This window comes from Nocardioides sp. YR527 (assembly GCF_900101045.1).
GTDB lineage: Bacteria > Actinomycetota > Actinomycetes > Propionibacteriales > Nocardioidaceae > Nocardioides.
Window position 1 is genome coordinate 309,964 of sequence record NZ_FNFN01000004.1, and the last position, 24,657, is coordinate 334,620.

Here is a 24,657-nt window from a genome sequence, read left to right on the forward strand (position 1 = left end):
GATTCGAGGCGTGAACAGCTCAGCGGGTCGGCGTGCTCTGGTGGTCGGTGCGGGGATCGGCGGGCTCACCGCGGCGCTCGCGATGTCGCGGGTGGGGTGGCAGGTGAGCGTGCTGGAGCGCGCGCCGGAGCTCGGCGAGGTCGGGGCCGGCCTCTCGATCTGGCCGCGGGCGTGGAAGATCCTCGCCGATCTCGGGGTCGCGGATCGCCTCGTGGACGGGACCCGGCCGGCGATCCAGGCGGGGTTGCGGCGGCCCGACGGGCGCTGGCTGGCGAAGGTGGGTGCCGACGCCGCCGAGCGGACCCCGGTGATGGTGCACCGGGCCCGGCTGCACGAGGCACTGGTGGCCGAGCTGGGGACGCGCGACGGGATAGAGGTACGCACCGGGGTGACGGTCACCTGTCTGGCTGATCTCGACGACATCGACGCCCGCGGCCCGGCCGACGTGGTGGTCGCCGCCGACGGGATCCGCAGCACGATCAGGAACGAGCTGCACCAGCGCGATGACGTACGTTATGCCGGCTACACCGCCTACCGCGGCGTGACCGCGGAGCCGGTTCCGGGAGAGGCCTCGACCACGGGCGGGGAGACCTGGGGGACCGGGGTGCGCGTCGGCCATGTCCCGCTGGTGGATGGCCGGACCTACTGGTTCGTGACCGCCAACCGGCCGGCGGGGGAGACGAGCGGGGACCACCACGCCGACGTCACCGCGCTGGTCGGCGACTGGCACGAGCCGATCCCGCAGCTGTTGGCGACGACTCCGCCGAGCGCCGTGCTCCGCGGAGACATCTGCGATCTTCGGCTGCCGCTGAGGCGGTTCGACCACGGGCGGGTCGTGCTCCTCGGTGATGCCGCGCACGCCACGACCCCCAACCTCGGCCAGGGTGCCTGCGCCGCGATCGAGGATGCCGCGGTGCTGGCCGCGCAGCTCGCCGGCCACGCCCGCATCGAAAGTGCGTTGGTGGCCTACGACCGCACCCGGCGGCCCGCGACCCAGCGGCTGGTGCGGGCATCCCGGCTCGTCGGGGTGCTCGGTCAGGTCGAGAACGGCCCGGTGGTGGCGGTGCGTGATGCCGGCATCGCGGGCCTCGGCGCGATCGCGGGGCTGCTGAGCAGGTAGGTCCGCGTCACAGCGGTGGGGCCACCGGTGTCTTGATGGCCATGACGACCACCTATCTCACTGTGACCCTGATCGCCTCGATCGCCGCGCTCGGCGGGGCGGTGCTCAACCTGACCGGTCACCGGATACCGGTGACCGAGGCCCAACGGCTCTCGGTGCCGATGGAATGGTTGAGGTTCCCGATCGGGGTGGCGTACGCCCTGGGCCTCCTCGGTCTGCTTGTCGGGGTGGCGGTGCCGGCGGTCGGGATCGTCGCCGCCGCGGGTTTCGTGGCCCTCTTCGTGCTCGCGATCGGGGCGCACGTGCGGGTGGGGGACCGTAGCCTGGGGCGTGCCGTGGCCGGTCTCGCGCTGGCGTCGGCGACGCTCCTCGTCACCGCCACGTGGGCGGCGGGGCGGGACGATCTCGGCGGGGTCGTGTCCGCGTACGTCAACGATCTGCCGGACCCGTGGTGGCCGGTCGTAGTGCTCGCGGTGATCCAGATCGGTGACGCGGCGATGTGCTTCAAGCCGGTCGGCTTCATCGCCCAGTGCTTCACCGACGTCGGGCTGCCGCGGGCGCTGTGGCCGGTCATGCCGTGGGTCAAGGTCGCCGCCACCGCCGGCCTGGTCGCCGGGCTGTGGGTGCCGTACGTCGGGGCGCTGACCAGCGCGGCGCTGGTGGTCTACTTCGTCTGCGCCGTCTCGGCGCACGTCCGGGCCCGCGACTTCGGCCGCAACCTCGCCCTCAACGCCACGTTGTCACTGGTCATGTGCGTGGCCGTCTTCGTCTTCTGCTTCCTGCGCTGAGCCGGGTCACGCCGGGCGGCGGACCCGATGTCACTCCTCGGAGTGACTCCTGACGTGGTCGAGCAGGTCGGCCGCTGCCGAGGTGTAGCGGTCGACCTCCTCGCCGCTGTCGCAGGTGCACAGCACGATCGTCACTTCGCCGGCGCGCGGCCAGATCGCCTCCCAGGTCGCGCCGGCCTGCTCCCAGCGGAGCAGACGCTCGAGGTCGTACGTCATCGGGTGGGTCCGGGTGGCCCGTGTGGTCCGTGCGCTCAGCCGAGGACGGCGTCGACGGACTGGGCCCAGAGTCCGGCGGCCTCGTCGACGGCCGCGGAGTCCACGACGAGGGCGGGGATGAACCGCACGACCTGACCCCAGGCCCCGCAGGTGAGCAGCAGCAGGCCCCGCTTGGCGGCCTCCTGCTGGGCCGCGGTGGCGGTGGCGCCGTCGGGTTCACCGTCGGGGGTGCGGAACTCGTTGCCGAGCATGAGCCCGAGGCCGCGTACGTCGGTGATCGCCTCGTGCTTGCTGGCGACCTGCTCCAGGGCGGAGCGGAGCTCGGCGCCGCGCTCGGCGGCGTTCTTCACCAGGCCCTCCTCCTCGATGACGTCGAGGGTGGCCAGGGCTGCGGCGCAGGCGACGGCGTTGGCGCCGTAGGTGCCGCCCTGCGAGCCGGGCCAGGCCTTCGACATCAGCTCCTCGCTCGCCGCGATCGCGGACAGCGGGAACCCGGAGGCCAGGCCCTTGGCGCTCATGATGATGTCGGGCCGGGAGCCGAAGTGGTCGTGTCCCCAGAACTCGCCGGTGCGGCCGAAGCCGGTCTGTACCTCGTCGATGATGAGCAGGATGCCGTGCCGGTCGGCGCGCTCGCGCAGGCCGTCGAGGAAGGACTTGTCCGCGGGCACGTAGCCACCCTCGCCGAGGACCGGCTCGACGAGGAACGCGGCGGTGTCGGCCGGGGCGCTCTGGGTCTGCAGCGTGTAGTCGAGCTGGCGCAGCGCGAACTCGGTGGCCTGCTCCTGCGGCCAGCCGAAGTGGGGTGCGTCGGGGAAGGGGGAGACCACGACGCCGGCCATCAGCGGGCTGAAGCCTGCGCGGAACTTGGTGCCCGAGGTGGTCATCGAGGCGGCCGCGACGGTCCGGCCGTGGAAGCCGCCGTGGAACACGACGATGTTGGGCCGGCCGGTGGCCTGGCGGGCCAGCCGGATCGCCGCCTCGGCGGCCTCCGAGCCGGAGTTGGCGAAGAAGAGACTGTCGAGGCCGGCCGGGAGGACGGGGCCGAGGCGGTCGACCAGCTCGAGGAGCGGGCGGTGTCTGACCGTCGTGTACTGCCCGTGGATCAGGTTGGCGATCTGACGCTGGGTCGCCTCGACGACCTTCGGGTGGCTGTGGCCGGTGCTGGTCACGCCGATGCCGGCGGTGAAGTCGAGATAGCGGCGGTCGTCCTCGTCGAAGAGCTGGACGCCCTCGCCGCGAGCCGCCACGACCGGAGTTGCCTGCTTGAGGATCGGGGAGAGCTTGGCCACCGTGGACTCCTGTCGATTGTTGACAATCTGACCCGCTACTACACTAGGCCAGCGTTGGCTGGCTGTCAGCCGGACGGCCGGATGCTGACCCTTGGAGGGTGATACGGCATGGGTGGAGAACCGAACGAGGCACGGGTCGTGGCAGGGGTGCCGAAGAGCCTCCTCGTCGCGGGTCAGTGGGTGGATGCGAGCGGGGGCGAGACCTTCGACGTGCTCGACCCGTCGACGGGGGAAGTGCTCTGCGCCGTCGCCGATGCCACCCCCGAGGACGGGCGGCGAGCGCTCGATGCCGCGGCGGGAGCCCAGAAGGAGTTCGCCGCGACCGCGCCGAGGGCCCGGGCGGACATGCTGATGGCAGCCTTCGACCTCCTCCACGAGCGGATCGACGACCTCGCGCTGCTGATGACGCTCGAGATGGGCAAGCCGCTGGCCGAGGCGAAGGGCGAGATCGCCTACGCCGCGGAGTTCTTCCGACACTTCGCCGAGGAGGCCGTGCGGGTCGAGGGTGGCTATCAGACCGCGCCCGCCGGCGGCGCCCGCTTCCTGATCACCAAGCAGCCGGTCGGTCCAGCGCTGCTGATCACGCCGTGGAACTTCCCGATGGCGATGGGCACTCGCAAGATCGGGCCGGCGATCGCAGCCGGCTGCACGAGCATCGTCAAGCCCGCCCAGCAGACGCCGCTCTCGATGCTGGCGCTGGGCGAGATCCTGCGCGAGGCAGGCGTGCCCGAGGGGGTTGTCAACATTCTGCCGACCACCAGGCCGGGGGAGCTGACCGAGCCGCTGCTGCGCTCCGGCGTGATCCGCAAGCTCTCCTTCACCGGCTCCACGGCAGTCGGGCGCGTACTGCTCGCCCAGAGCGCGGAGAAGGTGCTGCGTACGTCCATGGAGCTCGGCGGCAACGCCGGCTTCGTCGTCTTCGACGACGCCGACATCGACGAGGCGGTCGCGGGCGCGATGGCCGCGAAGATGCGCAATACGGGCGAGGCGTGCACGGCCGCCAACCGGATCTACGTGCAGCGCTCGGTCATCGAGGAGTTCGGTGACCGGCTCGCCAAGGCGATGTCCGAGCTGCCTGTCGGCCGTGGCGTCGAGGAGGGCGTACGCGTCGGGCCGCTCATCGACGAGGCGGCCAGGGAGAAGGTGCAGACCCTCGTCGACGACGCGGTGGCCGGCGGCGCCCGAGTGCTCACCGGCGGCACGGCTCCCGGCGGGCCGGGCTACTTCTACCCACCGACCGTGCTCACCGGGGTCCCCGCGTCGGCGAAGATGGGCAGCGAGGAGATCTTCGGGCCGGTCGCGCCGCTGACCCCGTTCGACACCGAGGACGAGGTGGTAGCGGCGGTCAACGACACCGAGTACGGCCTGGTCAACTACCTCTTCACCAACGACCTGCGCCGTGGCCTCCGGGTCGCCGAGGCGCTCGAGTCCGGCATGGTCGGGCTCAACCAGGGCGTGGTCTCCAACCCCGCGGCGCCCTTCGGCGGCGTCAAGGCCTCGGGACTGGGGCGGGAGGGCGGGCGTACGGGGATCGAGGAGTTCCTCGAGACCAAGTACGTCGGGATCGCGATGTAGGCCCAGAGGTCGGCCTAGATGTAGGCCTGGTTGTCGTCGTCCTCGGCGTGGATGAGGCGCCGCAGCGCCTCGTCCATGTGCAGCTCGACGCGCTTGAGGGTCAGCTTCACGTCGCCCGCCTCGATGGCGGCGACGATCTGGTTGTGCTCCTCGACCAGTTCCAGCGGCTGCTGGTAGGTGCCCTCCAGCGCGGTCAGGCACATCCTCGTCTCGACGATCAGGGTCTGGTGCATCCGGACCAGGCGCCTGCTGCCGGAGCACTGCACGAGCACGTCGTGGAAGTGGAAGTCGGCATCGCTGAGCGCGGCCGGGTCGCCGAGCTCGAGCGACGTGGTCATCGCATCGCAGGCGGCGCGGAGCTCGCGCAGCGCCGCGGGGACCCGTGCCCTGGCGATCATCGTGGCGGCGGCACCCTCGACGGCTGTCCTCGCCACGTAGATGTCACGGATGTCGGCCTCGTCCAGCTCGATCACGAAGAGCCCGCGGTTGGGCTCGCTGCGGAGCAGGCCCTCCTGGACCAGGCGCTGCATCGCCTCGCGCAGCGGGCCGCGGCTGACGCCGAACTGGGCCGAGAGCGCGGTCTCGCTCAGCTGTGCACCGGGCTGCAGGGTGCGCTCCATGATCGCCGTACGCAGCTGGCGAGCGATGACCGAGGCCGTCGACTCCCTGTGCACGGGTTCGAAGCTCGATGTCACTGTCAACGTGGTCTCCGATGGGTCACCGAGAAAGAGTTTGATTGTTGACAATCATTGCATGTGGCCGGGTCGGCGGCGAGCGGATGGACCGCGAGCGGGCCGGGCGTGAGATGCTCCCGGCCCGCTTGTTCGCGGCCGCCGGTCAGACGGTCTTGTCGAGACTGTCGAGCTCGGCGAGCTCCGCCTCGGACTCCGGCGTACCCGGGATCTCGGTGCCCCGGATCGACTTGCCCGCGGTCTCGACGACGAAGAACAGCGCGATCAGGCCGACCACGGATCCGGCGATCATGTAGTAGGCCGGCATCAGCACGTCGCCGGTGGCATCGATCAGCGCGTTGTTGACGTACAGGGCCGTGCCGCCGAAGGCGGCGGTGGAGATGTTGTAGCCGATCGCCATGCCGCCGTAGCGCACCTGCGAGGGGAACATCGCCGGGAAGGTCGCCGAGATCGTCGCGAGCTGGGCGACGTAGACGATGCCCAGCACGGTGAACCCGAGGACCGCCGGCCAGAATCCCTGGCCGATCAGGAGGAACATCGGGACCGACAGCACGATCAGCCCGATGAAGGAACCGCCCCACATCGGCTTGCGGCCGACCTTGTCCGAGAGCGATCCGGCGATCGGCAGGAAGACCAGCATCGCGATCTGTCCGAAGATGACCAGCAGGTCGGCATCGGAGCTGCTGAAGCCGGCTTCCTCCTGCAGGTAGGTCGCCATGTAGGCCAGCAGGGTGTAGTTGGCGATGTTGAGCGCGGCGACCAGGCCGATCAGGGTGAGGATCGGCTTCCAGAACAGCGCGAAGAGATCCTTCAGTGCTGCCCCGGCGCCGCCCTCGATGGCGTCCTGCGTCTCGAGCTCCTGGAAGACCGGCGTCTCCTCGAGCTTGGTCCGGATGTAGAGGCCGATGAGGCCGATCGGACCACCGATCAGGAACGGGATGCGCCAGCCCCACTCGGTCATCGCCGCGTCACCGATGATCGACTCGGTGGTGAAGACGACGGCGATGGCGGCGGTGAAGCCGACGATGGTGCCGAACTCCAGGAAGCTGCCGTAGAACCCGCGCTTCTTGTCGGGTGCGCACTCGGCCATGTACGTCGCGGCGCCGCCGTACTCGCCGCCGGTCGAGAATCCTTGGATCACCCGGAGCAGCACCAGCAGGACCACGGCCCAGATGCCGACCGAGTCGTACGTCGGCAGGCAGCCGACCAGGAAGGTCGCGCCGGCCATCAGGATGATCGTCATCGCAAGGACGCGTTGGCGCCCGATGCGGTCGCCGAGCGGGCCCCAGAAGATGCCGCCGAGCGGTCGCAGGATGAACGAGATCGCGAACGTCAGAGCCGTGCCGGCGAAGCCCGTCTCCGGGAAGAAGTTGGCGGTGATCTCGGTGGCGACGTAGGCGAAGGCGCCGTAGTCGAACCATTCGGTCGCATTGCCGACCGCTGAGCCGGTGATGGCTCTTCGAAGCTTCGATTTGTCGGGTTGTGCCTCGTCGGAGGGGATGGTTGGGGTTCCGGACATTTCTTCTCACCTATTCGGTGTGATTGATGGCTGGGGACCGCGTTTGACCCGCAGTGTCGACAGTAGGTTTGTCAACAATTCGCGCCACGTTAGCGCTCTCTGCGCGCCCTGGCTAGGCGCGCTGAAGGTGGCGCGGGGTGTGACGGAAGGTTTAGGTAAAGCCGCGACGCTACCTGAAGAGGGCTCCGAGCCCGGGCAGGGGGAGGGGGCTCCCGGCGAGTCGCAGGCCCTCCCACACGGTCACCTGGTTGGCAGTCAGCACGGGTTTCCCGAGGGCTTTCTCCAACGTATCGATACAGGTCAGCGTGTGCAGCGCGGTGTCGGGGACGAAGACGGCCTCGGCCTCGGGGACGTCGACGGCCAGGGTCATCTCCAAGACCGCGTCCGGGCCCAGGCGGCCGGCGTCGACGGCGGAGAAGATCCCACTGGCGCCGAAGGAGACGACGTCGATCCCGCCGGCATCGAGGAAGGAGCTGAAGTGTACGGCCAGCTCCTCGGGGTAGGAGGCGGCGACGGCGACCTTCGCGAGATCGAGCGCGCGGGCCGCCTCGACGAACGCGATCGAGGTCGACGAGGCGGGTACGCCCAGGCGCTCGCTGATCGCGGCCGCCTGTGCCGCGGCGCCGTCCTGGCCGTATACGAAGCTGCCCGACGTGCACGCCCACATCACCGCGTCGGGGGAGTGGGCCGCGATCGCGTCGGCACCCTGCGCGAGCCGGGTCGCTGAGCCGGTGTCGAGGAGAGCCTCGACGGTGTGCTCGTCACGACCCAAGGAGGTATGGACCAGGGGCAGCCAGATCGCACCGCCGAGCGCGTTCTCGAGCGCCGGGAAGTCGTCCTCGGCCGCGTAGCCGGGATAGAGCAGTCCGACGACCGGTGGCCGGGTCATGAGGCATGCCCCAACAGGTCCTCGGCGGCCGGCGGGGTGCGCCCGACCATCCGGAGCGCGGCCTCCATGGTCGCCCGGTTCGCGGAGATCACCGGCTTCCCGAGCTCTGCCTCGAGCCGGCCGATGATGTCGTACGTCGCGAGGTTCGTGCACGAGACGACGACCGCCTCGGCAGCGTCGTCGTCGGCCGCCCGCACCAGCTCGAGCGTGGTCTCGTAGGGAACCTCCCAGATGTGGTGGCCCAGCCCGAGGTCGCCGGTGCTCACCACGGTGACCCCGGCCTCGGCAAGGAAGCTGCCGAACCGGGCGGCGAGCGCGACGTCGTAGGGCGTGGCGACCGCGACCCGGGAGACACCGAGCGTGGAGAGCGACTCCAGCAAGGCGCCGGAGGTGGTGATCGCGGGAGCGCCGCCGGCACGGCTCATCGCCGCCGCCAACCGGCGCTCGCCGTGCCGGCCGTGGACGAAGCTGCCGGAGGTGCAGGCGTAGACGTAGGCGTGCGGATCGGCGGCCGAGAGGTCGCGCACCGCCTGCTCGAGGACCGCGGTCTCGCTGATCTCCTCGGCCATCTCGAGGGTGACCGCACGGTCGGTGTAGGGCGTCCGGTTGAAGAGCAGGCTGGTGTCAGGCGGCGCCCACCGCCACAGCTCGTGGTCGAGCACCATGTCATGGGGAACGACCACGGCGATGCGTACTGTCGGAGACATCGCACCTCGCTAGGATTGTTGACAATCTTCAACCTGCGCTCCTAGCGTAGTCTCGGATTATTGCGGAGGTGTGTCGATGCGACGGAGGATTCTTCTTGGAGACGTCCCGGCGCCCCGTGATCACGATCCTCTGTCCGTCCGCCGGCGGCAGACCCGCCGACGTGGAGCGCCTGGAGGCGGATGCCGAGCTCGTCTTCACCGATGCCGCGGGCCTGGCCGACGCGCTTCGCGGAGCCGAGGCGCTGCTGCTGTGGGACTTCTTCTCCGAGGCCGTCCGTGACGCCTGGCCGAGCACCGGCTCGCTGCGCTGGATCCATGTCGCCGCCGCGGGGGTCGACAAGCTGCTGTTCCCGGAGCTGGTCGCCTCCGACGTGGTCGTCACCAACGCCCGCGGCATCTTCGACCGGGCGATGGCGGAGTTCGTGCTCGGCTCGATCCTGGCCGTGGCCAAGGACATCCACCTCAGCCACGACCTGCAGTCGGCCCGGAAGTGGTTGCGCCGTGAGACCCGGCTGATCAGCGCCGAGACCGCGCTGGTGGTCGGCACCGGCGCGATCGGTCGCGAGACGGCCCGGCTGCTGCGCGCGGCCGGGATGGACGTACGCGGCGCCGGCCGCACCGCCCGCACCGGTGATCCCGACTTCGGCGAGGTCCTCGCGAGCACCGATCTGGCCGCACACGTCGGCTGGGCCGACCATGTCGTCATCACGGCCCCGCTGACCGCCGAGACCCGTGGCCTGATCAGCGAGGACGTGCTCGCGGCGATGAAGCCGGGCAGCCACCTGGTCAACGTCGGGCGCGGGCAGATCGTCGACGAGGGCGCGCTCGTCGCCGCGCTCCGCGACGGCCCGGTCGAGGCGGCGTCCCTGGACGTCTTCGAGGTCGAGCCGCTTCCGGCCGAGAGCCCGTTGTGGACGATGCCGGGCGTCGCGGTCTCGGCACACATGTCCGGTGACTACGAGGGCTGGCGAGAGGCGCTGGCGGAGCAGTTCGTCGACAACGCCCGGCGCTGGCTGAGCGGCCGGCCGCTGCTGAACGTCGTCGACAAGCGGCGCGGCTTCGTCGTCGCGGAGCGGGGGGAGAGGCCATGACCGACCCGATGGCCGACCCAAGGGCCGCGTCCGAGCCCGAGCTGAGCGCCTTGACTGCCGCCGAGCTGGTGGCCGGCTATCGCTCGGGCGCCTTCACACCGCTCGAGGTGACGCGGTCGGTGCTCGACACGATCGAGGAGCGCAACCCCGTGGTGAACGCGTTCGTCCGGGTCGACCCCGATGGCGCGCTGGCTCAGGCGACCGCGTCCACCGAGAGATGGCGGGCCGGGCATCCGCTGAGCAGCGCTGACGGCGTACCGACCTCGGTCAAGGACATCCTGTGGACCGCAGGATTGTCGACGATCCGCGGCACCTGGCTCATCGACGAGGCCGGGCCCTGGCCGGAGGATGCTCCCGCGGTCGCACGGCTGCGCGAGGCCGGTGCCGTGATCACCGGCAAGACGACGACTCCCGAGTTCGCCTGGAAGGGCGTCACCGACTCGCTCCGGTACGGCTCCACCGGCAACCCCTGGGACCCCGGTCTGACCTCGGGCGGTTCCAGCGGCGGTGCCGCCGCGGCGGTCGGTCTCGGCATGGGCCCGTGGGCGCTCGGCACCGACGGCGGGGGCTCGGTCAGGATCCCGGCCTCGTTCACCGGCACGGTGACCATCAAACCGACCTACGGACTGATCCCGCTCTATCCCGCCAGCCCCTTCGGGACCCTCTCGCACGCCGGTCCGATGACCCGGACCGTGGCCGACGCGGCGGCGCTGCTCGACGTGGTCGCCGGCTTCGACTCCCGCGACTGGTCGGCGATGCCGACACCCGAGGTCTCCTTCCTGGCCGGCCTGGACGACGGGGTCGCAGGGCTGAGGATCGGGTTCTCGCCCACCCTCGGATACGTCGAGAGCGACCCGGAGGTCGAGCGGCTGGTCCGCGAGGCGGTCGCGGTGCTCGAGTCCGAGGGCGCCCGGGTCGACGAGGTCGACCCCGGCTTCGCCGACCCGGTCGAGGCATTCGAGGTGCTCTGGTTCTGCGGCGCGGCGAAGGTGATCGACGCCTATCCGTCCGGAGCGATCGACAGGATCGACCCCCTGCTGCGCGAAGGCATCGAGACCAAGGGCCGCGGCTCCGCTGCCGACTACCTGGACGCCACCGCGGTCCGGATGGAGCTCGGCCGGCTGATGGGGCGGTTCCACGAGACGTACGACCTGCTGGTCACCCCGACCATGCCGATCACCGCCTTCGAGCGCGGGCTGCAGGCGCCCGAGGGCTGGCCCTCGCAGTGGTGGCCGAGCTGGACGCCCTACACCTACCCCTTCAACATGACCCAGCAGCCGGCGGCGAGCGTGCCCTGCGGCACGACCGAGGCAGGACTGCCCGTCGGCCTCCAGATCGTCGGTGCCCGCCACGACGACGCCCGGGTGCTGCGGGCGGCGCGGGCATACGAGCGGGCCAGCGGTGAGCTGTTCGTCCGACCTGTCGACAATCCACGAGGAGACCGATGAGCCGCTACATCACCGTCACCCTCGAGCGCCGCGGTGTCTCCTGCCTCGCCCGCCTGCTCGACGAAGAGGCACCACGCACCGCCGGCGCCGTGTGGGACGCACTGCCGCTCGGTGGCCAGGTCTTCCACGGCAAGTACGCCCGCAACGAGATCTACAACCTCGTGCCCGCCTTCGCCGCGAAGGAGCCCGGCAAGGAGAACACGACGGTCACCCCGATCCCCGGCGACCTGTGCTACTTCGCCTTCTCCTCCGACGACCTCGGCAACCCCTCCTACGGCTACCCGGAGGACCGCGGGCCGGGCGCGATGACCGAGATCGTCGACCTCGCCCTCTTCTACGGCCGCAACAACCTCCTCATCAACGGCGACCAGGGGTGGGTGCCGGGAAATGTCTTCGGCACCGTCGTCGACGGCCTCGAGGAGATGGCGCAGGCCTGCCAGGACGTCTGGATGAACGGCGCCACCGACGAGACCCTCACCTTCGCGCGCTCGCACGAGGACGCGCGGTAGCCGACGGCCCAGCCGTACGGATCAGCCGTACGGATCAGCCGTACGGACCGGGTATCGATCCGGTGTTCGAGGACGCCGTCGATAGGGTTTGGGCATGTCGTGGTCGCAGAGCAACACCCATCACTGGGACGACTGGTCGCTCGCCGACCTCGTCGCGGCCAAGCAGGGGCAGCGGGTGAGCCTCGTGGTGCCCGCGCGCAACGAGGCAGCGACTGTCGGAGGCCTGGTCGACAAGCTGCGTACCAGCCTGATGGAGACCTCGGATCTGGTCGACGAGCTCGTCGTCATCGACTCGGACTCCTCCGACGACACCGCGCGGATAGCCGCCGACGCCGGAGCCGACGTCTACGCCTCGGCGGCGATCCGGCCCGAGCTCGGCTCCTACCCCGGCAAGGGCGAGGCGATGTGGAAGTCGCAGTTCGTGACCACCGGCGAGCTGATCGTCTTCATGGACGCCGACCTGACCGACTGGGACACCCATTTCGTACGCGGCCTGGTCGGCCCCCTTGTCAACAATCCGACGATCGAGCTGGTCAAGGGCTTCTACCGGCGCCCGGGGGAGCACGGTCTCGACGGCGGCCGGGTCACCGAGCTCGTCGCCCGACCGCTGCTGGCCCTCCACCGCACGCCGCTGCGCGACCTGATCCAGCCGCTTGCGGGGGAGTGGTCGATCCGGCGCTCGCTGTTCGAGCGGCTGTCGGTCCCGACCGGCTACGGCGTGGAGCTCGCCGCCCTCGTCGACACGCTGGACATGCGCGGGATGGACGCGATCGCCCAGGTCGACCTCGGCCGGCGTGACCACAGCCACCAGGACCTCTTCGACCTCGGCCTGATGGCGACCCAGATCGTGGGCATGATGTCGCGTCGCCTCGGCACCGGCCCGGCGGGCGACGACGTCGAGCTGCGGCAGTACATCCCGATCGACGGGTCGACCAAGGTCGTCGACCGGTCCGTGAGCCTTGTGGAGCGGCCGCCGCTGCGCGGCGGCTCGGACGATAGGGTCGCCTGATGCTGCGCCTGGGACGACATGCCTTCGGTGACGACGACGCGCTGATGATGGCGATCGTCAACCGCACCCCGGACTCGTTCTTCGACAAGGGAGCGACCTGGGCCGAGGACGCGGCCTTCGAGCGCGTACGCCTGGTGGCCTCCCAGGGCGCGGAGATCGTCGACATCGGCGGGATCAAGGCGGCTCCCGGAGCCGAGATCGGTGCCTCGGAGGAGAAGGCCCGCGTGGTGGACTTCGTCGCCCGCGTGCGCGAGGAGTTCCCGGCGCTGGTGATCTCGGTCGACACCTGGCGCGCCGAGGTCGGCGACGCGGCGTGCGCGGCCGGCGCCGACCTCCTCAACGACGCCTGGGGCGGGGCCGACCCGGAGCTGGTCGACGTGGCCGCGGCCCATGGCGCCGCGATCGTGTGCACCCACACCGGAGGCGTGACGCCACGGACACGGCCCTACCGGATCGAGTACGACGACGTGGTCCGTGCCGCGATCGACGACACCCTGGGCTACGCCCAGCGCGCCCTGGACGCCGGCGTCGCCAAGGAATCGATCGTGATCGACCCGGCCCACGACTTCGGGAAGAACACCTTCCACTCCCTCGAGATCACCCGCCGGCTCGGAGAGATGGTCGCGACCGGGTGGCCGGTGCTGGTCTCGCTCTCCAACAAGGACTTCGTGGGGGAGACGCTCGACCTGCCGGTCGGAGAGCGTCTCCTCGGCACCCTGGCCGCGACGACCGTCTGCGCGATGGCCGGCGCCCGGATCTACCGGGTCCACCAGGTGCCGGAGACCCGGCAGACCGTCGACATGGCCTGGACGATCGCCGGCCGGCGGCGTCCGAAGCGAGCGATCAGGGGGCTGCAGTGACTCGAGTGGCGCTGGTTCCGGGATGTCTGGCCCTGCTGCCGGAGCACGCCTCGCTCGACGACCCCGTCGACGAGCTTCGCTCCGCCTGCCTGGCCGCCGTGGCCTGGCTGGGTGAGGACGTACGCGTCATCGCCGGTGCGCAGGGAGCCCGGGTGGCCGCCTCGCTGCTGGCCGAGGTCGGCACCGCTCCGGTGACCAGCGGCGAGGCGGCCTACCTCATCGTCGGCAACGGCTCGGCCCGCCGCACCGAGAAGGCGCCGGGTCACCTCGACCCACGTGCCGCCGAGTTCGACGAGGCGCTGGGCAGATCCCTGGAGAAGCCCGACCCCGATGCCCTCCGTGCGCTCGATCTCGGGCTCGCTGGTGAGTTGTGGGCCGACGTCGGCCCGATCGTGGAGGCGGCCGACCTGCTGAGCCGGGTGGCGACGGTCGCGGTCGACTACGACGACGACCCCTACGGCGTGCGTTACTGGGTGGCTCGCTGGGAGTGAGGGGCGGGGTAGTCCGGTAGCGAACTGCCCATTTACTGGCGGATAATAGGCAGTTCGCTACCGGACTACCCCGGGTCCGCTGAGCAGGTCGGCGAGTCCGGCCGCGTAGACCTTCGGGGTGACGTCTCCCAGCATGATCCGCTGCAGGATGAAGCCGGGCAGCAGGCCGGTGAGGACCATCGCGATCCGCTCGGGGTCCGCGTCGCTGCGGACGAGGCCGGAGTCGATGGCGCTCTCCGCGTAGGTCCGCCACGAGGCGCGGATGCGGCGGGCCTCCGGTGCCATGACCGCGTGGATCTCCGGGTCGCGGGCGGCCTCGGCCCAGGTCTGCATGGCGATCCGGGGGAGGTCGACACCGAGGTGTTCGGCGAGGTCGAGGAGGTGCTGGGTGGCCGCCTCGATCGCCTGCTCGGGCGGGGGAGCGGTCTGGTCCGAGCCCTTCTCGGGGATGAGCCGCTGGATCGCGGCGGAGATGCCGGTCAGGCCCGACTCGGCGATCGCCCGGATGATGTCGTTCTTGCCGCGGAAGTAGGTGTAGACCGAGCCGGCGGAGAGGCCGGACTCCTCGACGACCGCTGCCATCGTGGTCTTGTGGAAGCCGTCGCGCTCCACGCAGCGGAGCATGGCCGCGATGATCTGCTGGCGTTTCTCGGCGCGGTGCTCGTCGCTGATCTTCGGCATTCCCGAAGCATACCTCAAAAGAAAACGAATATTCATTCTTGATAAATCCCGGAGGAAGGAGGAGTCTTCTCTCAAAGAGAATGAACATTCGTTTTTCAAGAAGGAACCGACATGTCCAAGTCAGTGAAAGCCGTGATCGGGGTCAGCCTCGGTCTGGTCACCCTGCTCACCCTGCTCATCACCGCATTCGCCTGGCCCTCCAGCGAGATCGAGCCACGCGCCCTGCCGTTGGCCGTCGCCGGCCCGGAGCAGGCAGTCGCCCAGATCGAGACCCAGCTCGCCGCCACCGCGGGGGAGGACGCCTTCGAGATCACCGCCGTCGCCGACCGGGACGCGGCGGTCGAGGCGATCGAGGACCGTGATGTGTACGGCGCGATCGTCGTCGGCCCCGAGGGCCAGGAGGTGCTGACCGCGTCTGCCGCCAGCGCCAACGTCGCCCAGCAGCTCACCGCGATGGCAACGGCGATGGGCGCCGAGACCGGCACCGCGCCGACGGTGACCGACGTCGTGGCCGCCCCCGAGGACGACCCCCGCGGACTGGTCTTCGGCACCGCGGCGCTGCCGCTCGCGCTCGGCGGCATCATGGCCGGCGCGATCACCTCGCTGGCGCTCAAGCGCACCCGTGACCGCGTAGCCGCCGCGTTCCTGATCGCGATCGGAGGCGGCCTGGCGATGACCGGAGTCATCCAGGGCTGGCTCGGCGCGCTCGAGGGCAACTACCTCGTCAACGCGGGCGTCGTCGCGCTCGGCATCCTCGCGGTCGCGCTCCCGATCATCGGCCTGCGCCACTTCATCGGCATGGCCGGCGTCGGGATCATCGCCCTGCTGGTCATGCTGGTCGGCAACCCGCTCTCCGGCATCTCCTCGGCCCCGGAGATGATCCCGCTCGGCTGGCTCGGCCAGCTCCTGCCCCCGGGGGCGACCGGATCGGCGCTTCGTGGCCTGTCCTTCTTCGACGGCGCCGGCACCACGACCCCGCTGATCGTGCTCGCCTGCTGGGCCGGTGCCGGTCTGCTCCTGACGCTGCTCCCGCACCGTGAGAAGGCCGACTCCGAGGTCGAGCACAAGGCGGGTGACCTCGAGCCCGTCGCACGGTAGAACTGTGGGGATGAGTCATTCCTCGCACGAGCCGGTCGGCGAGTGGTGGCGCGGCCAGGTGGCCGCGCTCCACCGTTGGGGCCGGCTCGTGCTGCGTGACGAGGACGGCTCGGTCCACCAGATGCGAGTGACCGTACGCAGGCTGCGCAGCGTCCTGGCGACCTACCGCCCGCTTCTCGACTCCTCGCGGACCGAGCCGCTCCGGGAGGAGCTGGCGTGGCTGGGCGCCCTGCTGGGAGACGTACGCGACGCAGAGGTGCTCCGCAGACGACTCCGCCGCTGGGCGGCCGAGCACGGTCCGGGCCCGTCGGGTGTCGACGCGCTCCGCGCCACGCTCGCGGAGCGCCAGGCCGAGGCGCGTGCCCGGCTGCTGCCGGAGCTGGAGGGTGAGCGCTACCGCGCCCTGACCGCCGCTCTCGCCGCCACCGACGATCTCCCCTGGTCAGGAGGTGAGCCGGGCAAGAAGGCGCTGCGCAAGCGGGTCCGCCGCGACTGGCGACGGCTGGCGGCTGCGGTCGCCACCGCCGAGCAGGCTGGTGCTCCCGACGAGCGTCGCCGCCGGCTCCACGAGGTCCGCAAGAAGGCCAAGCGCACCCGCTACGCGGCCGAGTCGCTGCGAGAGATCTTCGGCAACGACGCCGAGCGTCTCGCGGCAGCCGCGAAGTCGATCCAGACGACCCTCGGCGACCTCAACGACGCCGCCGTCATGATCCGGACGGTCGATGAGATCCCGGCCCGCGACGAGGCGCTCGGCATGCTCCGTGAAGCCGAGGAAGCCACGGCTTCAGACGCCGAGGAGCGGTTCGCCTCCGTGTGGAAGAAGACGAACCGCTCGAAGGTCCACGGCTGGCTGGGCCCCTGAGTCAGCCGATCGGGCCCTGTCCGACCGGAAAGTCGAAGTAGGTGTCCGGGTAGGGCTCCTCGATCAGCGAGTAGTGCCACCACTCGTTCTCGTAGCGGCTGAACCCGCACGACTCCATCACCGAGCACAGGTGCGACCGGTTGCGCGCCGCGACCTCGGAGACCCCGGCCGCGCCGTGGTGGGAGATCTCGTCCATGAGGTCGTGGTCGCCACCCATGTCCAGCAGTTCCCCCGAGGCCAGGGAGAAGAGGGTCAGATCCACGGTGCTGCCGCGGCTGTGGCCGGACTTGGTCGCGACGTACCCCTTCTCGAACATCTCCGGGCGGGTGATCGCGGGATAGTGCACGCGCTTGCGCCCGTCGTCGTCCGGCGCGGGCTCCTCGGCCCAGCGGAGGAACGCGTCGACGGCGCGCTGGGGGCGGTAGCCGTCCCACAGCAGGATGCCGAACCCGAGGGCGGCGGCCTTGTCCCGCGCCTCGGCGAGCGCGGCGCACAGCTCGCGGGTCCCGACGATGCGGTTGACCAGATAGCCGTCGACCGGCTTGCCGGTGAAGTTGTCCCAGGTGGCGTACTTGGCATCCCAGCGGATGCCCGGCGCCAGCTCGTCGACGAAGCCGAAGCCGTCCCTCATCGCGGGGACTCTTCGAGCGCGAGCGTGACCGCGCGGTCGAGGAACTCGGTCATCGAGATCCCGGCCGCGGCCATCATCCGCGGGTAGCGGCTGTAGGAGGTGAGCCCGGGCAGGGTGTTGACCTCGTTGAGCACCACGGTGCCGTCGGCCTGGAGGAACATGTCGACGCGAGCCAGACCGCGGCAGCCCAGTGCGCGGTAGACCCGCTGCGCCTCGGTCTTGACCAGCTCCTGCGCCTCGGCCGGGATGTCGGCGGGCACGATGAAGGTCGCGTTCTCCGAGCCGGTCTCGGGGGCGTCCTCCTGGTGGATCTTGAAGAAACCGTGCGAGAGCGCGACGTGGTCGACCTCGCCGGTGACCAGCTCGGCACCGTTACCGAGGATCGCGCAGCCGATCTCCTCGGCGACGACCCCCTCCTCGACGAGCACCTTGTCGTCGTACTGCCGCGCCGTCGCCACCGCCTCTGCCAGCTCCGCGGCCGAGGTCACCTTGCTGACACCGAACGAGGACCCGGAGCGGGCCGGCTTCACGAAGACCGGATAGGGGAGTACGTCGGGGTCGACCGACTCGCCGGGGCCGAGGATCCAGAAGTTCGGCGTCGGGATCCCGGCCTCGCCGACGACCGTGTAGGCCAGCGACTTGTCCATGCACAGCGCCGAGCTCTGCACGTCGCAGCCGACGTACGGGATCCCGGAGAGCTCCAGAAGCCCCTGGATCGCGCCGTCCTCGCCGAGCTTGCCGTGCAGGACCGGGAGCACGACGTCGAGCCGGATCGTCTCGTAGCTGCCTCCCTCGTTGCCCTCGTCGAGGACGAGCAGCCCATGGACGCTGCGGTCGGGGGAGAGCACGACCGGGCGGTGCGCACCGTCCTCCCAGCTCGCCTCGGGGCCGTCGCACAGGCGCCAGTCACCGCTCTTGGTGATGCCGATCCAGTAGGCCTCGTACTTGTCGGCGTCGAGGTTCTTGGCGACCTCCTGTGCCGACTTCACCGAGACGGGGTGCTCCTCGAAGACGCCACCGAAGATGATGCCGACCTTGAGCTCAGACATGCGGAAACCTGCTTTCGAATTCGCGACAGTTCATGATGGAGTTCTCGACCGTGTCCATGAGGGCATGGTCGGTGAAGTAGGCGATATGTGGGCTGACCAGCACATTCGGCATCTCCTGGAGCCGTTCCAGCCAGCGGTTGGGGAGCTCGCGTCCCCGGAGGTCGGCATAGAAGATGCCCTCCTCACCCTCGATGACGTCCAGCGCCGCACCGCCAAGCCGGCCCTCCTCGAGCGCGCTGATGAGCGCCGGCGTCTCGACGAGCGCGCCGCGACCGGTGTTGACGACGTACGCACCGGGGCGCATCCGGTCGATGCGCCGCCGGTCGAGGAGATGGTGCGACTCCTGGCTGAGCGGCGCGTGCAGCGTGACGATGTCGCTGCGCTCGACCAGCGTGTCCAGATCGACGTGCTCCGCCCCCTCGGCCGCCGGGCGGGGCCGGATGTCGTAGGCGAGTACGTCGCAGCCGAAGCCCCGCAGCCGGTCGATGACCGCAGCGCCGATCCGTCCGGTCCCGACCACGCCGACGGTCAGGTCGCGCAGTTCGCGGCCACGCGTGGCCGCCGGACGGTAGTCGTGGGCATCCGTGCGCCGGATCGTCGACTTCGCCCGGCGCAGCGACATCAGCATCAGCATCAAGGTGTAGTCGGCCACGGAGTCGGGTGAATAGGAGACGTTTCCGACCGTTATCCCGATGCTTGTCGCGAAGTCGACGTCGATGTGGTTGAAACCGACGCTTCGCGTCGAGATATAGCGGACACCACTTCTCTGCAGAGCGAGAAGCGTCTCGTTCGATATCGGCGACTTATGGCTGACGCTGATGCACCGGTCTCCGGCCGCGAGGGCGGCGTTCTCCTCGGAGACGGGCTCGGCCGTGGTCCTCAGCGAGACCCCGAGAGCGGGCGCCAAGGAGTCGAAAATGCGGCTCTCATCAGGGGCGCAGCCGTAGACCGTGATCCCGGTGGTCGGCGAGATCGCGGTCTGCTCCATCGGCTCGGTCGGTGCCGTCAGGGAAGGCTCGTGGTAGATCATCTCGGCCAGCAAACCCCAGAAGCGGTTGCGGTCCCGTATGGAATTTCCGATATGCCGACGATAGGTGGCTGCGTTGAATCGCTTGGCCGTTTCGGGCAGAGTTATCGTCCGCATATCGATTAGCGGATACACGCCGGCAACGTGGGATTTCGAAGACTGAGGGGATGATTCCCCTCAGCTTGGACGAAATCGCCTCGTTGGTCGGCGGGAAGGTCGTCGGCGACGGCTCGGTGACCGTGAACGCCCCTGCCGTGATCGACGGCCGTGAGGCCGACCCGGGCGGCCTCTTCGTCGCGTTCGCGGGCGAGCACACCGACGGCCACGAGTACGCACCCCAGGCGGCCGAGGCCGGTGCCGTCGCCGTGCTCGGCTCTCGCCCGACCGCGCTCCCGACCGTCGTCGTCGACGACGCGCGGGCCGCGCTGCAGCGGCTGGCCGCCCATGTCGTCGCGCTGCTGCGCGACGACATGACCGTAGTCGCGGTCACCGGCTCCCAGGGCAAGACCAGCACCAAGGACATGATCGCCGCGGTGCTGGCGAGCGCGGCACCGACCGTCGCGACCTCCGGCTCGTTCAACAACGAGCTCGGCGTACCGCTCACGATGCTGCGCGCCGAGGCCACCACCAGATTCCTGGTCCTGGAGATGGGCGCCCGCCACATCGGCGACATCGCCGAGCTGACCGGTCTGGTCGCGCCGGACGTCGCCGTGGTGACCAACGTCGGCCAGGCCCACCTGGGTGAGTTCGGGTCGCGCGAGGCCATCGCCGTGGCCAAGAGCGAGCTCGTGCGGGGCCTGGCACCGGGCGGCTCGGCGGTGCTCCATGCCGACGACCAGAGGGTGCTCGCGATGGGCGAGCTCACCGACGGTCCGGTGCTGGCCTTCGGTGCCGGCGAGCGGGCGAGCGTACGCGTGCGCGACCTCGCCCTGGACCGGCTCGGCCGGCCCACGTTCACCCTGCAGCACGACGAGGAGAAGGCCGTCGTCGCGCTCCCGTTCGTCGGTGCCCACTGGACGCTCAACGCCGCGGCCGCGGCAGCGGCCGGCCTGGCCGCCGGGGTTCCGCTGGAGCAGGCCGCGACCGCGCTGAACACCGCCTCGATCTCGAAGTGGCGCATGGAGCTGCGCGCCCTGTCCAACGGCGCGACCCTGCTCAACGACTCCTACAACGCCAACCCCGAGTCGACCCGCGCCGGTCTGGACGCGCTCGCCTCGATCGAGGCCGGACGCCGCATCGCCGTGCTCGGCGAGATGCTCGAGCTCGGCGAGACGAGCCGCGCCGCGCACCACGAGATCGGGACGTACGCCGCCGCCCGGGCCGACCTGGTCATCACCGTCGGCGAGGCCGCTGCTGTCATCGCGGACGGCGCGGGACAGCGGGCCGTGGCCCTGCCCGACAACGCCGCCGCGATCGAGTGGCTCCGCAGCCACCTCGCTCCCGGCGACGTCGTGCTCGTCAAGGCCTCACGCGGAGCCCGCCTCGACCAGGTCGCGGGGGCGCTCGGCTGAGATCTGGCGGCGACGGCGCCACCAGGGCCACGACAGGACCGCGGCCACGGTGGCGCCACCGGCGTTGAGGATCACGTCATCGACCGAGGAGACCCGGCCGATCGGCAGCAGGTGCTGCAGGACCTCGATCGACACCGAGGCGGCGGTCGCCAGCACCAGTACCCGCCACACCGAGCGCAGGGCCGGGAAGCGGATGGGGCCGAAGAAGCCCAGCGCGGCGAAGATCAGCAGGTTGCCGTACAGCCCGATGGGGCCCATCGTCGACATGTCTTCGAAGGGCACCAGACTCACGTTGCCCGACAGGATGCCGTTGTTTCCGGGCAACAGGGTCAGCAGCACACCCGGCACGGTGCCGTAGACGATGGCGACCTCCGCCAACGAGTGGCGCCAGGCCCTGCGCCATGCGACCCCGAAGATCCGGCGCAGCGCCGCCAGCACCGGGACTGCCAGCACAGCGACCGGAAACGCCAGCATCGTCAGCAGGACGACGCCCGTCTCGGTCAGCGTGCCCGATTCGTTCACGATCATCCGTTTCCCCATTCCTTCGTGGTGTGGAACGTAGCCGCCGGAGCCGGCCGTTCCGTGAGTACGCGCTGTGCTCGCGCTGTGTCAGCGTCCGCGCCGCGTCATGTAGAGGTCGAACGCCCGGTAGAGGATCGGTCGCAGCGGCAGGTCCCACTCGCCCACGTACCGGACCGCCTGCCCGCCGGTGCCGACCTTGAACTGGATCAGCCCGACGTGCGGGTCGTCGGCGGACAGGGTCGGGGTGATGCCGCGCAGGTCGTAGACGTCGCACCCGGCGGCCAGCGAGTCGCGGATCATCGCCCATTGGAGAGCGTTGGAGCCGCGTACGTCCCGCTTCTCGGTCGAGGAGGCGCCGTAGACGTACCAGGCGTGGGTGCCGACACGGACATAGATCGTCGCGGCCACGAGGTCGCCGTCGTGGCGGGCGAGGTAGAGGGTGATCCGTCCCGGGTCCTCGGCGGACAGCGCGGCGAACATCTTGTCGAAGTAGGCCAAGGGCCGTGGCGTGAAGTGGTCGCGTTCGGCGGTGTGGACGTAGAGGTCGTGGAACGCCTTCAGGTCCTCGCCGCCGGCGGAGGTGGTGACCTCGACGCCGGCCTTGGCGGCCCTCTTGATGTTGCGCCGCCAGAGCTGGTTCATCCCGGCGAGCACGTCGTCCTCGGACCGGGCGGTCCCGTCCGGGTGCCGCAGCGGGATCTCGTAGGTGAACTGCGGCTGTCCCGCCCCGAACCCGTCCTCGGGGTTCTGCGGGATCCAGCCGGACTCGCGCAGGAAGCGGGTCACCTCGGTGCCGACCGGATCGGGCTGCCCCGGGAGGTCGGTGAGCCGCAGGACGTCGGGGTCGGCGACGCCCTCCTTGACCTGGGCCGCGTCCCAGGTGTGGGTGGGCACCGGTGGAGCGACCCGGATCGCGAACGCGCCCTGCGAGCGCAGGTAGGAGACCAGCGGCGGGAACCAGACGGTGAGCGCACCGGCCCAGTCGATGTCGGGGCCCCACGGCAGGTAGGCCAGCGTGTAGCCCAGCCGCGGGACCGGCCGGTGCAGTACCAGCCCGGTCCCGGCGAGCCGGCCGCCGGCGTACCAACCCAGCGACTCGCTGCGCCACTCGGTCTTCACCTCGGCCCAGGCCGGGGTCTGCAGGAAGCTGACCGATCGCTGCGACCGGACGTGGTCGAGGTGCTCGGCGGGGCTGATCGGTCGGACAGTGAAGGTCACCGTGCCAGTCAACCCGCGCCGATGTCGTCAGGGCGTATGGCCTTTCGGATACGTCGGCGATATGTCGACGACGCCTAGGATCAGGGCATGCGGGTGCTGGTGGTCGAGGACGAGCCGTTGATGGCTGGAGCGATCCGGGACGGGTTGCGGCTGGAGGCGATCGCCGCCGACATCGCCGGCGACGGCGACACGGCATTGGAGCTGTTGAGCATCAACGCCTATGACATCGCCGTGCTCGACCGCGACATCCCGGGGCCCTCGGGGGACGAGGTCGCCAAGCGCATCGTCGCCTCTGGTACCGGGATGCCGATCCTGATGCTCACCGCGGCCGATCGCCTCGATGACAAGGCCTCCGGGTTCGAGCTCGGCGCCGACGACTACCTGACCAAGCCGTTCGAGCTGCGTGAGCTGGTGCTGCGGCTGCGGGCTCTCGACCGGCGGCGCGCCCACAACCGGCCCCCGGTGCGGGAGATCGCCGGCCTGCGGGTCGACCCGTTCCGGCGCGAGGTCTACCGCGAGGGCCGCTACGTGGCGCTGACCCGCAAGCAGTTCGCGGTGCTCGAGGTGCTCGCCGCCGCCGAGGGCGGCGTGGTCAGCGCCGAGGAGCTGCTGGAGCGGGCCTGGGACGAGAACGCCGACCCCTTCACCAATGCCGTACGCATCACCGTCTCCGCCCTGCGCAAACGCCTGGGCGAGCCCGCGATCATCGCCACCGTGCCGGGCGTCGGATACCGGATCGATGTCGATTCCTAGACGTCCCGGGATGAGTGTCCGGCTCAAGCTGACGCTCAGCTATGCCGGGGTCATCGTGGTCACGGGGGTGCTGCTGCTCGCCGTCGTGTGGGTCTTCCTGCTGCGCTACGTCCCCGACGGGGTGTGGATGGAGTGGCCGCAGCAGCCGGGGCGGCCGAGTGCGCCCTTCGTCCCGAACCGCTCGGACCTGGAGCGTGCCTTCGTCCCACGGGCGGCCACGATGATGGGGTTCCTCCTCGTGTTCGGCCTGGTGGGAGGCTGGATCCTCGCCGGCCGGATGCTGGCGCCGCTGACGAAGATCACCGAGGCCACACGTACGGCCGCGGACGGGTCGCTCTCGCACCGGATCGAGCTCGCGGGCCCCGGGGACGAGTTCCGTGAGCTCGCCGACGGCTTCGACGACATGCTGACGAAGCTCGAGTCGCAGGTCGCCGAGCAGCAGCGGTTCGCGGCCAACGCGTCCCACGAGCTGCGCACCCCGCTCGCCATCACGCAGACGCTCCTCGACGTCGCGAGCAAGGACCCGAACCGCGATGTCGACCAGCTCCTCGACCGGCTGCGCCTGATCAACTCCCGGGCGATCGACCTCACCGAGGCGCTCCTCGTGCTCAGCCGCGCCGACCAGCGCTCCTTCGTCCGGGAGCCGGTCGACCTGTCGCTGGTCGCCGAGGAGGCGGTCGAGGCACTCCTGCCGCTGGCCGAGCAGCGTGGCGTGCGGATCGAGACCTCCGGCGATCAGGCGTCGGTCAACGGCTCGCCCGCCCTGCTGCTGCAGGTCGCGACCAACCTGATCCACAACGCGATCGTCCACAACCTGCCCGAGGACGGGTCGGTGTCGGTCACCATCGCCGCCAACGAGCGCAGCGTGGTCCTCGCCGTCGCCAACACCGGCGAGGTGCTCTCCCGCGAGCTGGTCGCCACGCTCACCGAGCCGTTCCAACGAGGCACCCAGCGCATCCACGGTGACCAGGCCGGTGTCGGCCTCGGCCTGGCGATCGTCAAGAGCATCACCCGCGCCCACGACGGCAACCTCGCCGTCCTGGCCCGCCCCAGCGGCGGGTTACGCGTCTCGGTCGAGCTGCCCCGCGCCTCCTGACCCTCG

The 24,657-nt window shown here is 70.4% G+C and carries 26 protein-coding genes; 14 read left to right on the plus strand and 12 right to left on the minus strand.

The genetic code is table 11. The annotated features are described in order from the left end of the window. Positions 1–10 precede the first annotated feature (10 nt). Together BLT25_RS14095 and BLT25_RS14100 are read left to right on the plus strand one after the other, a co-directional pair. Positions 11–1,120, plus strand: coding sequence for an FAD-dependent monooxygenase (locus BLT25_RS14095; RefSeq protein ID WP_091046927.1), 1,110 nt, complete (start codon positions 11–13; stop codon positions 1,118–1,120). Between the two features lie 41 nt (positions 1,121–1,161). Next, positions 1,162–1,908, plus strand: coding sequence for a DoxX family protein (locus tag BLT25_RS14100; RefSeq protein WP_176883890.1), 747 nt, complete (start codon positions 1,162–1,164; stop codon positions 1,906–1,908). Positions 1,909–1,938: 30 nt separating this feature from the next. Here BLT25_RS14100 and BLT25_RS14105 read toward each other — a convergent pair whose 3' ends face one another. Together BLT25_RS14105 and BLT25_RS14110 are read right to left on the minus strand one after the other, a co-directional pair. After that, positions 1,939–2,124, minus strand: a complete 186-nt coding sequence (locus BLT25_RS14105; protein WP_091046932.1) for a hypothetical protein — start codon at positions 2,122–2,124, stop codon at positions 1,939–1,941. A gap of 35 nt (positions 2,125–2,159) precedes the next feature. Next, a complete protein-coding gene (locus tag BLT25_RS14110; RefSeq protein ID WP_091046935.1) occupies positions 2,160–3,413 on the minus strand; it encodes an aspartate aminotransferase family protein in 1,254 nt (417 codons plus the stop codon). A 108-nt stretch (positions 3,414–3,521) separates the two neighbouring features. Here BLT25_RS14110 and BLT25_RS14115 point away from each other — a divergent pair, with 108 nt between their 5' ends. Then, a complete protein-coding gene (locus BLT25_RS14115; RefSeq protein ID WP_091046937.1) occupies positions 3,522–4,988 on the plus strand; it encodes an NAD-dependent succinate-semialdehyde dehydrogenase in 1,467 nt (488 codons plus the stop codon). A gap of 14 nt (positions 4,989–5,002) precedes the next feature. On the opposite strand, the gene BLT25_RS14120 is transcribed toward BLT25_RS14115, so the two are convergent. The 4 genes from BLT25_RS14120 to BLT25_RS14135 form a co-directional block, all read right to left on the minus strand. After that, complete coding sequence (locus tag BLT25_RS14120; RefSeq protein WP_091046939.1) at positions 5,003–5,662, minus strand: GntR family transcriptional regulator; 660 nt, start codon at positions 5,660–5,662, stop codon at positions 5,003–5,005. A gap of 163 nt (positions 5,663–5,825) precedes the next feature. Further along, complete coding sequence (locus tag BLT25_RS14125) at positions 5,826–7,199, minus strand: MFS transporter (protein WP_091046941.1); 1,374 nt, start codon at positions 7,197–7,199, stop codon at positions 5,826–5,828. A 169-nt stretch (positions 7,200–7,368) separates the two neighbouring features. Further along, positions 7,369–8,088 (minus strand): maleate cis-trans isomerase family protein, encoded by a 720-nt coding sequence (locus BLT25_RS14130; protein WP_091046944.1) that lies wholly within the window; start codon positions 8,086–8,088, stop codon positions 7,369–7,371. Next, positions 8,085–8,795, minus strand: a complete 711-nt coding sequence (locus BLT25_RS14135; protein WP_091046946.1) for a maleate cis-trans isomerase family protein — start codon at positions 8,793–8,795, stop codon at positions 8,085–8,087. The genes BLT25_RS14130 and BLT25_RS14135 overlap by 4 nt, the downstream gene beginning before the upstream one ends. 95 nt (positions 8,796–8,890) lie before the next feature. Here BLT25_RS14135 and BLT25_RS14140 point away from each other — a divergent pair, with 95 nt between their 5' ends. The 6 genes from BLT25_RS14140 to BLT25_RS14165 all read left to right on the plus strand — a co-directional run bounded on the left by BLT25_RS14140 (position 8,891) and on the right by BLT25_RS14165 (position 14,203). Beyond that, positions 8,891–9,886, plus strand: coding sequence for a D-2-hydroxyacid dehydrogenase (locus BLT25_RS14140; RefSeq protein ID WP_256328598.1), 996 nt, complete (start codon positions 8,891–8,893; stop codon positions 9,884–9,886). Beyond that, entirely contained in the window at positions 9,883–11,334 is a 1,452-nt protein-coding gene (locus tag BLT25_RS14145; protein WP_256328599.1) for an amidase, read from the plus strand. The genes BLT25_RS14140 and BLT25_RS14145 overlap by 4 nt, the downstream gene beginning before the upstream one ends. Beyond that, the gene (locus BLT25_RS14150) at positions 11,331–11,843 is read left to right on the plus strand and encodes a DUF3830 family protein (protein WP_091046950.1); all 513 of its coding nucleotides are present in this window, start codon (positions 11,331–11,333) and stop codon (positions 11,841–11,843) included. Before BLT25_RS14145 ends, BLT25_RS14150 begins: the two co-directional genes overlap by 4 nt. Positions 11,844–11,937: 94 nt before the next feature. Continuing rightward, positions 11,938–12,852, plus strand: coding sequence for a glucosyl-3-phosphoglycerate synthase (locus tag BLT25_RS14155; RefSeq protein ID WP_091046952.1), 915 nt, complete (start codon positions 11,938–11,940; stop codon positions 12,850–12,852). Further along, positions 12,852–13,712, plus strand: coding sequence for a dihydropteroate synthase (gene folP / locus BLT25_RS14160; protein ID WP_091046955.1), 861 nt, complete (start codon positions 12,852–12,854; stop codon positions 13,710–13,712). The genes BLT25_RS14155 and folP overlap by 1 nt, the downstream gene beginning before the upstream one ends. Next, complete coding sequence (locus BLT25_RS14165) at positions 13,709–14,203, plus strand: class III extradiol ring-cleavage dioxygenase family protein (protein WP_091046957.1); 495 nt, start codon at positions 13,709–13,711, stop codon at positions 14,201–14,203. Before folP ends, BLT25_RS14165 begins: the two co-directional genes overlap by 4 nt. 57 nt (positions 14,204–14,260) lie before the next feature. On the opposite strand, the gene BLT25_RS14170 is transcribed toward BLT25_RS14165, so the two are convergent. Next, positions 14,261–14,884, minus strand: coding sequence for a TetR/AcrR family transcriptional regulator (locus tag BLT25_RS14170; protein ID WP_176883892.1), 624 nt, complete (start codon positions 14,882–14,884; stop codon positions 14,261–14,263). Between the two features lie 111 nt (positions 14,885–14,995). Between BLT25_RS14170 and BLT25_RS14175 the strand changes: the two genes are divergently transcribed. Both BLT25_RS14175 and BLT25_RS14180 read left to right on the plus strand, forming a co-directional pair. After that, positions 14,996–15,982, plus strand: coding sequence for a hypothetical protein (locus BLT25_RS14175; RefSeq protein ID WP_091046962.1), 987 nt, complete (start codon positions 14,996–14,998; stop codon positions 15,980–15,982). Positions 15,983–15,992: 10 nt separating this feature from the next. After that, positions 15,993–16,844, plus strand: a complete 852-nt coding sequence (locus BLT25_RS14180; RefSeq protein ID WP_091046965.1) for a CHAD domain-containing protein — start codon at positions 15,993–15,995, stop codon at positions 16,842–16,844. A gap of 1 nt (position 16,845) precedes the next feature. Here BLT25_RS14180 and vanX read toward each other — a convergent pair whose 3' ends face one another. Genes vanX through BLT25_RS14195 form a run of 3 tightly spaced genes read right to left on the minus strand, consistent with a single transcriptional unit; the run spans position 16,846 to position 19,512 of the window. Continuing rightward, entirely contained in the window at positions 16,846–17,475 is a 630-nt protein-coding gene (vanX, locus tag BLT25_RS14185) for a D-Ala-D-Ala dipeptidase VanX (protein WP_091046966.1), read from the minus strand. Beyond that, positions 17,472–18,524: a D-alanine--(R)-lactate ligase gene (gene vanA / locus BLT25_RS14190; protein ID WP_091046969.1), complete on the minus strand. Its 1,053-nt coding sequence runs from the start codon at positions 18,522–18,524 to the stop codon at positions 17,472–17,474. The genes vanX and vanA overlap by 4 nt, the downstream gene beginning before the upstream one ends. Then, entirely contained in the window at positions 18,517–19,512 is a 996-nt protein-coding gene (locus BLT25_RS14195) for a D-isomer specific 2-hydroxyacid dehydrogenase family protein (protein WP_176883955.1), read from the minus strand. The genes vanA and BLT25_RS14195 overlap by 8 nt, the downstream gene beginning before the upstream one ends. A 221-nt stretch (positions 19,513–19,733) precedes the next feature. On the opposite strand from BLT25_RS14195, the gene murF reads away from it, so the two are divergent. Further along, positions 19,734–21,062: a UDP-N-acetylmuramoyl-tripeptide--D-alanyl-D-alanine ligase gene (gene murF, locus BLT25_RS14200; RefSeq protein ID WP_256328600.1), complete on the plus strand. Its 1,329-nt coding sequence runs from the start codon at positions 19,734–19,736 to the stop codon at positions 21,060–21,062. On the opposite strand, the gene BLT25_RS14205 is transcribed toward murF, so the two are convergent. After that, positions 21,018–21,590 carry a VanZ family protein gene (locus tag BLT25_RS14205; RefSeq protein WP_256328601.1) on the minus strand — a complete coding sequence of 191 codons (573 nt, stop codon included), beginning with the start codon at positions 21,588–21,590 and terminating at the stop codon, positions 21,018–21,020. The genes murF and BLT25_RS14205 overlap by 45 nt on opposite strands. Positions 21,591–21,671: 81 nt before the next feature. After that, entirely contained in the window at positions 21,672–22,802 is a 1,131-nt protein-coding gene (locus tag BLT25_RS14210; protein ID WP_091046973.1) for a lipid II:glycine glycyltransferase FemX, read from the minus strand. An 87-nt stretch (positions 22,803–22,889) separates the two neighbouring features. Between BLT25_RS14210 and BLT25_RS14215 the strand changes: the two genes are divergently transcribed. After that, complete coding sequence (locus BLT25_RS14215; protein ID WP_091046976.1) at positions 22,890–23,555, plus strand: response regulator transcription factor; 666 nt, start codon at positions 22,890–22,892, stop codon at positions 23,553–23,555. A 10-nt stretch (positions 23,556–23,565) separates the two neighbouring features. Continuing rightward, positions 23,566–24,651, plus strand: a complete 1,086-nt coding sequence (locus tag BLT25_RS14220; RefSeq protein WP_091046978.1) for a sensor histidine kinase — start codon at positions 23,566–23,568, stop codon at positions 24,649–24,651. Positions 24,652–24,657: the final 6 nt, after the last annotated feature.

What these genes read in the sequence shown, in the direction of transcription:
- BLT25_RS14100 (WP_176883890.1), top strand. Translation starts at nt 1,162, where the DNA reads ATGACGACCACCTATCTCACTGTGACCCTGATCGCCTCGATCGCCGCG.
- BLT25_RS14105 (WP_091046932.1), bottom strand. Translation starts at nt 2,124, where the DNA reads ATGACGTACGACCTCGAGCGTCTGCTCCGCTGGGAGCAGGCCGGCGCG.
- BLT25_RS14115 (WP_091046937.1), top strand. Translation starts at nt 3,522, where the DNA reads ATGGGTGGAGAACCGAACGAGGCACGGGTCGTGGCAGGGGTGCCGAAG.
- BLT25_RS14125 (WP_091046941.1), bottom strand. Translation starts at nt 7,199, where the DNA reads ATGTCCGGAACCCCAACCATCCCCTCCGACGAGGCACAACCCGACAAA.
- BLT25_RS14130 (WP_091046944.1), bottom strand. Translation starts at nt 8,088, where the DNA reads ATGACCCGGCCACCGGTCGTCGGACTGCTCTATCCCGGCTACGCGGCC.
- BLT25_RS14135 (WP_091046946.1), bottom strand. Translation starts at nt 8,795, where the DNA reads ATGTCTCCGACAGTACGCATCGCCGTGGTCGTTCCCCATGACATGGTG.
- BLT25_RS14145 (WP_256328599.1), top strand. Translation starts at nt 9,883, where the DNA reads ATGACCGACCCGATGGCCGACCCAAGGGCCGCGTCCGAGCCCGAGCTG.
- BLT25_RS14150 (WP_091046950.1), top strand. Translation starts at nt 11,331, where the DNA reads ATGAGCCGCTACATCACCGTCACCCTCGAGCGCCGCGGTGTCTCCTGC.
- BLT25_RS14155 (WP_091046952.1), top strand. Translation starts at nt 11,938, where the DNA reads ATGTCGTGGTCGCAGAGCAACACCCATCACTGGGACGACTGGTCGCTC.
- folP (WP_091046955.1), top strand. Translation starts at nt 12,852, where the DNA reads ATGCTGCGCCTGGGACGACATGCCTTCGGTGACGACGACGCGCTGATG.
- BLT25_RS14170 (WP_176883892.1), bottom strand. Translation starts at nt 14,884, where the DNA reads ATGCCGAAGATCAGCGACGAGCACCGCGCCGAGAAACGCCAGCAGATC.
- BLT25_RS14175 (WP_091046962.1), top strand. Translation starts at nt 14,996, where the DNA reads ATGTCCAAGTCAGTGAAAGCCGTGATCGGGGTCAGCCTCGGTCTGGTC.
- BLT25_RS14180 (WP_091046965.1), top strand. Translation starts at nt 15,993, where the DNA reads ATGAGTCATTCCTCGCACGAGCCGGTCGGCGAGTGGTGGCGCGGCCAG.
- vanX (WP_091046966.1), bottom strand. Translation starts at nt 17,475, where the DNA reads ATGAGGGACGGCTTCGGCTTCGTCGACGAGCTGGCGCCGGGCATCCGC.
- vanA (WP_091046969.1), bottom strand. Translation starts at nt 18,524, where the DNA reads ATGTCTGAGCTCAAGGTCGGCATCATCTTCGGTGGCGTCTTCGAGGAG.
- BLT25_RS14195 (WP_176883955.1), bottom strand. Translation starts at nt 19,512, where the DNA reads ATGGAGCAGACCGCGATCTCGCCGACCACCGGGATCACGGTCTACGGC.
- BLT25_RS14205 (WP_256328601.1), bottom strand. Translation starts at nt 21,590, where the DNA reads ATGATCGTGAACGAATCGGGCACGCTGACCGAGACGGGCGTCGTCCTG.
- BLT25_RS14215 (WP_091046976.1), top strand. Translation starts at nt 22,890, where the DNA reads ATGCGGGTGCTGGTGGTCGAGGACGAGCCGTTGATGGCTGGAGCGATC.
- BLT25_RS14220 (WP_091046978.1), top strand. Translation starts at nt 23,566, where the DNA reads ATGAGTGTCCGGCTCAAGCTGACGCTCAGCTATGCCGGGGTCATCGTG.